At 47.2% G+C, this 6257-nt stretch carries 4 protein-coding genes; 1 reads left to right on the top strand and 3 read right to left on the bottom strand.

Features of this window, described 5'->3' with window-relative positions:
• Window positions 1-39: 39 nt before the first annotated feature.
• Window positions 40-891, bottom strand: coding sequence for an HTH-type transcriptional regulator HdfR (hdfR, locus tag V7D78_RS15570; protein WP_333609379.1), 852 nt, complete (start codon window positions 889-891; stop codon window positions 40-42).
• A 129-nt stretch (window positions 892-1020) separates the two neighbouring features.
• Here hdfR and maoP point away from each other — a divergent pair, with 129 nt between their 5' ends.
• Window positions 1021-1368 carry a DUF413 domain-containing protein gene (gene maoP, locus V7D78_RS15575; protein ID WP_333609380.1) on the top strand — a complete coding sequence of 116 codons (348 nt, stop codon included), beginning with the start codon at window positions 1021-1023 and terminating at the stop codon, window positions 1366-1368.
• Window positions 1369-1418: 50 nt separating this feature from the next.
• On the opposite strand, the gene V7D78_RS15580 is transcribed toward maoP, so the two are convergent.
• The gene (locus V7D78_RS15580; protein WP_333609381.1) at window positions 1419-3617 is read right to left on the bottom strand and encodes a putative bifunctional diguanylate cyclase/phosphodiesterase; all 2199 of its coding nucleotides are present in this window, start codon (window positions 3615-3617) and stop codon (window positions 1419-1421) included.
• A gap of 81 nt (window positions 3618-3698) precedes the next feature.
• A partial coding sequence (locus V7D78_RS15585) for an insulinase family protein (protein WP_333609382.1) occupies window positions 3699-6257 on the bottom strand: 2559 nt, incomplete at its 5' end.

A 6257-nucleotide genomic window follows, 5' to 3' on the forward strand; every position in this document is an offset into this window, starting at 1 on the left:
TATACCTTGTTGCTATGCCGTCTAATTTTCGTTCAAAGATCAACAGCCTCTAGTTAGGTGCCGGCGCAGCAGGTGAAATAATTGCTGAAGATCGCCAGAATTGTCGGTTGTTCGACAAGCAAAATACAGTGTTCGTTCCATCTTCGGTGCCTCAGGCACCACAAATAAGCGTTGTTGTGCAACTAAAGGTTGTACCATCTGCTCTGGTAAATAAGCGCTACCGCCATTATGCAACAACTGCTCTAATGCAATTCTGGCGCTGCTGGTTCTCACTAAAGGCGGCGCTAACTCAGCGAAGGCTTTCGCATGCTGAATATCAAAAGCCGTACCCCATTCGACATAAACATAATCTGTTGTATCCGCGCCAAGCCGGCAATCGGGCTGGCTGCTAATGGCCAGTAGTCGGATATCTGTGACTTTACTGACCAGTATTTCATCCACTTTAGGTGGGTCAAAGGCCAGGGCTAAATCCAGCTGATGTTCCAGTAATTGCCGGGTCAGATGTTCGCGGCTGAGGGTTTCTGCCCGCCAGTTCAGCGAAGGCATTTGTGGTTGAACGGCAATAAAAGCATTTAATAAGCCGCAATCCCAGATATTAGCGGTAGCGCCAAGCGTCAGTTGCCGGGCCTGATGGTTACATAGCGCCACCTCTTGTTTAGCGCGCTGCAGTGCCATGAGCATCGCTTGAGCGTGAGGTAACAGGCGATCACCAGCCTCAGTCAGCTGAATATTATTACGGTGACGTACAAAGAGGTTAACGCCAAGCTGCTGTTCTAACTGGCGGATCCGAAAACTCACCGCAGATTGCGTCAGGTATAAATTCTCCGCCGCCTTGCCAAAGTGCCGCGTACGCTGTACTTCTAAAAAGGTTTTTAACAGATCGGTGTCCAAACGCTTTCCTTAGTAATATTTATCGTATCAATAAAAAATTTTTGTTTTACGACAGGAATTTTGTTAACCATACTCCGCACAGTTTAAACAGGCTGGCTTGATATTCAACGACATTAGAGGAAAAAAGTGATGCAGCAAAGTTTTGTCGCTAATCGTCGCTTTTTCGATGACCGGAATTTCCCCCGCGGATTTACCCGGTCCGGGCGCTTTACTCTGGCAGAAGGTAACTTGCTGGAGAAACACGGTTTTGCAATGCAACAACTGGAACAGGGTCAACGTGAACCGGTAAATGAAGAAGAACAGCGTTTTCTTCTGGTTTGCAAAGGTGAAGCGGAAGCCACCACGAGCTTCGAAAAAACCTGGTTAAAGTACAAACAGCGGCTCAGCGAAAAGCGTAAATTTCATACCGTCTTCGGTAAAAAGCGTATTGCTGATGGCTCAGACGATTTTTCGTACGTCGAGACCGATGCCGATTAAAAGCCCGTAAGGGCTTTTTTTACGGCTGTTTGTTGTTAAAACGCCCCGGTTTAGCTGGCCACCAATTGCGCCCGGCTTTTACGGCTGTCCAGTAAGTACTGACCAAAATCTTCCGCGCTGAGCGGTTTGCTGTAAAAATAGCCCTGGATCACTTCACAGCGTAACTTACGGAGTTTATCTAACTGATCCTGGGTTTCCACGCCTTCAGCAACTACAGATAAACTAAGGTTATGCGCTATGGTAACGATTGTATCGACCATATTGCGGCCGCGGGCATTTCCCATATCATCAATAAAGGCTTTGTCTATTTTAAGGGTGTTTAATGGAAACTGCTTTAAGTAGGCCAGCGAAGAGTAGCCGGTGCCAAAGTCATCCATCGCCAGGTGAATACCGCGCGCACGCAGTTTTTTCATGGTATCAATCGCCAGCGTAGGCGATTGCATCACTGTCCCTTCGGTAATTTCTAACTCCAGATGGTAAGAAGGCAGCTCTGTCTGTTGCAAAATGTCGTCTATCTGTTCACATAAGAATGGCAGCATAAATTGTTTTGCCGACAGGTTTACGGCCACCCGGCCCTGAAACAGCCCCTGATCAATCCAGCGTTTAACATCCAGACAGGCTTTACGCAGTACCACAGCACCAATATCCACAATTTGCCCGGTTTCCTCTGCCACCGGAATAAAGCTACCAGGGCTAACCAGGCCGCCTTTTGGTGTAACAAAGCGCACTAGCGCTTCCATGCCCATGACCAAGCCGGTAGTGCTGTCAATTTTCGGCTGATAAAACACGCTAAAATAGTCTTCTTTTAAGCCATAGCGAATAAGATTCTCAACCTGCAGGCGTTTTACCGCCTGCTTGTTCATGGCATCATTAAAAAACAGATAACGGTTAGCGCCGGCATTTTTGGCATGATACATCGCCGTATCGGCATTACGCAGTAAAGCTTGCGGATCTTTACCATCTTCCGGGTACAGCACTATGCCTATACTACTGGTAATGGCTAACTCATGTTGCTCGACAAAAAATGGCCGGTTGATCTCTTGCAGTAAGCCCTTGGCTCGGCTGGTAATGGCATGTATGTCGTTGGTGTTTTCCAGCAAGATGGCAAATTCATCGCCACCTAAGCGAAATAATTTATGCTGGTAGTAAGTATCGGTTTGTAAGCGTTTAGCCAGTTTACACAGTAAACTGTCACCTAATTCATGACCGAGTGAGTCATTAATTTTCTTAAAATTATCAAGATCGAATACCATTAACGCATGTTCAGTGGTACTTTTGACCAAACTGGCCAGTCGGGTCATAAAGACTGCGCGATTCGGCAAGCCTGTCAATGTATCGCTATTAGCGAGGCGGCTTAATTCAGCTTCACGTGTTTTACGATCGGTAATGTCGGAAAACACGGCAACATATTGGTGCGGCATGCCCAACTCGTTTTTAATGACATCAAAGCTCAGCTCGGCTTCGTAGCTGTCACCATTGACTTTTTGTTCACGAATTTCTCCGCGCCAACGACCTTGTTGGTTCAATTGCCGATGAATATCCTGCATAAAACGGCTGGGATATTGCGATAGTTCAAAACGCTTATGTAGTACCGCATCACGTTCACGGCCGGTAATCAGCGAAAAAGCGGGGTTAACCTCAATAATGTTGAACTGGGTGTCGCAAATGACTACCGCATCAGAGATATTTTCCAGGCAGCGCGCCAGCAGCTGCATCCGCTCTTCAGCTTGCTTGAGTTTGCTGATATTTTTTAAGGCGCCTGTCATACGGCTGGCTTTGCCATCTGCGCTGTAAGCCACTACCTTGCCTCGGTCTAGCACCCAGGTATAACTGGCATTGTTGGATTTTAAGCGATAGGTTGCCTCAAAAAAAGGGCTATTTCCTGCAAGGTGCTGACTTAACGCTTCGGTCACTCTTTTTAAATCTTGCGGATGAATCTGTTTTTTATTTGGCGGGAAATCTTGCTGTTGGTCGTTGATATGAACCGGCTCTAACCAGGATGCAGAACGATATAATTCACCGCTACTGATTTTCCAGTCCCATAACTCATCTCCGCTACCCCAGAGTGACAAACGCAGGCGCTCTTCACTTTTGGCTAATTTTCGATGGTAACGGCGCATTTTGCGGATGCTGAAATACGCCAGCAGCAGGGCAAAGCCTGCAGCAACTAAAACGCTACTCAGTACATAGGGTTGTAGCTTATCCCAACTGCTTCCCAATAACGGAGGCGGCAAAACAAGTGTTAACAATAGACTGGAGTTGTAAAATTTTATTGTTTTTATAGTCACTTACAATACATATTGCCAGACGTAGACTCTAAGGTACCCAAGTCAGTGCTGGCTGTCAAAAACATTTTCAGCTGCTGTCATCTGTTGCCACTGGCCAATACTGATTTGTTTTAAACGGCTATGCGCTGGCATAGCCGAGGTACCCAGCATCACGGCATCATAGTCGCTGGCTAACAGACGCTGTAAGAATGCAATAAAATCCTTTAATGGCAGCTCTTGTAGTGCCGCAGTGATGCGCTGGCTTAAATCAAATTGATGGTCGCTCTGCCCAATGGCCAGCCAGATCCGTTTTGCTCTGGCGCCTAAACTGGCATCACGCTCTGCCAGCTGCGATGAGAGCCCTTGCTTCATGTCAACAAACTCTTCTTCACTGAGCGCCTGACAATCGGCCAGAAATTGATGGAAAAAAGCCAGGGTCGCCTGATAGAGATCAGCACAACTAAAATTAGGCGACTGAATATAAAACGCCATGCCAGGCAGGGTGTTAATGGGCACATAACCGGTGCCGACCAAATAGCCCATTTGCTGCTCAGTTCGTAATTGATGGAAATAACGTGGTGACATCAGATGGTTTGCCAGCATAAAGCGGGCAATTTGCTGCGGCGTTTTATCCGTGCCGGGCAAATAGATCACCAGCGCCTGATCATTATGCTCTACCTGCTGTTGCAGCCACAGCGGACCTATGCCTTTTATCAGTTGTGGCGGGGAGGGCAGGGCTCGACCAACGCTGGGCAATTGTTGTTGCCAATGGCGTAACAGGGTGATCAGCTCTGCTGCATCATGCTGTTGCCAGTTACCCAACATCAGCGCTTCTAAATGCACTTGCTGCAATAGTTGTTGGTTAAATTGACAAAAATCATCATAGCTAAGCTGTTGCAGCCGTTGTTGTAGCTCATGAATATCTGGGTTTAGAGGTTGTAACAAAGCAGATAATTGGCTGAATAAGCGGGCGACAGGTTTGTTTTTACTGCTGTTCTCCCAATGCCGGCAGAGTTGCATTTTTAGCTCGTCAAAGCGCGCTTCACTGAAGGTTAAGTGCGGTACTAAGGCTAAAATATCTTGTAATAATCTGCTTTGATTGGCTGATAAGCCACTGGTATGAATACTGATCCCCTGACGCTGTACGTGTAAGTGATAATTTAAGCCTGCTGTGGTGGCCGTATAGAGTTGCTGGTTGATTTGATCAGTAAACAGCTCGACCCAAAGCCTGCTGGCCGCCATGCTATCGGTAGAGGCAATACAGTTAGGCAGGGTTAACTGCAAAAAAATATGGCCTTTGGGGGTGGCAAACTCGGTATCGGTTTTAAACCAAACACTGAGCTGTGGTTCATGCAATAAGCGCACTGGCAAAGGTTGATGTGTGTGCTCAGGTTGTAATTGCAGCTCGTCCATAATGTAAGGGTTACTGGCGGGAAGCTGAATATCTGCCAGCAGTGGACTGGCATCGAGCTGTTGCAATACGTTTTTTGCTAAGAGCGTGATGCTGTAGGGTGTCTGATACCAGCGGGCTGCTCTGTCTACGTCAACTGCAGGGCTTATCAGCATTAAGCGCATATTGCTGGCCCTCAGGTAGCCCAGTAATTGCTGATACAGGGCAATGGGCGGCAGCTCCATTCGATAATCACCAAACAACACATCCTCAGGTGGATAATGCTGCATATTTACCGATAACTGACTGGCCGTTTGCAAGGCATTAGCGGGCTCAGGATAACGATAGGCCAGTTGCAACAGGCTTTGCCGCTCTTTAAATAAATGTTCAGGAAAAGGGCTGTGTTTCAGCAATGCAATGGTACTAAATAACGCCGTTAACACCGCAGTTTGGTCGGCTAAACCGGCTTCGGTTAATTCAAAAGCCACCGTGAAGTCTTTGTAGTTACTGCCATCAATACCGCCACCTGCACTGAGTTGATTAACCAAACCTTGTTGTTTTAAATAGCTTAGCAGTGAGCCCGGACCTTCATCTCCGAGTAAGTGCGCAATAAAACTGACGGCCTTGTAAGGGTACCAAGGCTGAATATCCGGCATAGCAAAGCTGGCAACCAGTTTATGGGTAGTCTTATGTGGTTGGATATTTAATTGCAGGCCTTGCTGCTCAGGCAGATACAAAGGCATATCCAGCGCAGCTTTAGCTGCTAATTTATCCGGCAAAGCGCTAAAGTATTGCGCTACCCATTGCTGTTGCTGCGCTAAACTCCAGGGGCTCACTAAGCATAAGGTCATGCGATTAGCGCTGTATTGCTCAGTAAAAAACTGCTGGAGCGCCTGTTGCAGGGTTGCTGCTTCGGTATCTGCCAGCGTCAATAAATTACCGACGGAAAACTTAGCAAAGGGATGCCGCGGGTTCACCGTTTCCTTGTGGACCTGATAAATCCGTCTGCTGTCATCTTTTAATTTAAGCGAAAACTCGGCTTCAATGGCATGCCGTTCTTTTTCTACATAATCTGCCGCAAATAACGGCTGGCAAAACATATCAGCAAAGCGCGCCAGTGCCGGTTCAAAGTGTTGATTATCAGAATCAAAAAAGAAATGGCTATGCTCTGTACCGGTCCAGGCGTTATTGCTGCCGCCATGCTGAGTAATAAAATGCTGGTACTCGCCAGC

It is taken from the genome of Arsukibacterium sp. (genome assembly GCF_036735525.1).
Classification (GTDB): Bacteria; Pseudomonadota; Gammaproteobacteria; order Enterobacterales; family Alteromonadaceae; genus Alishewanella.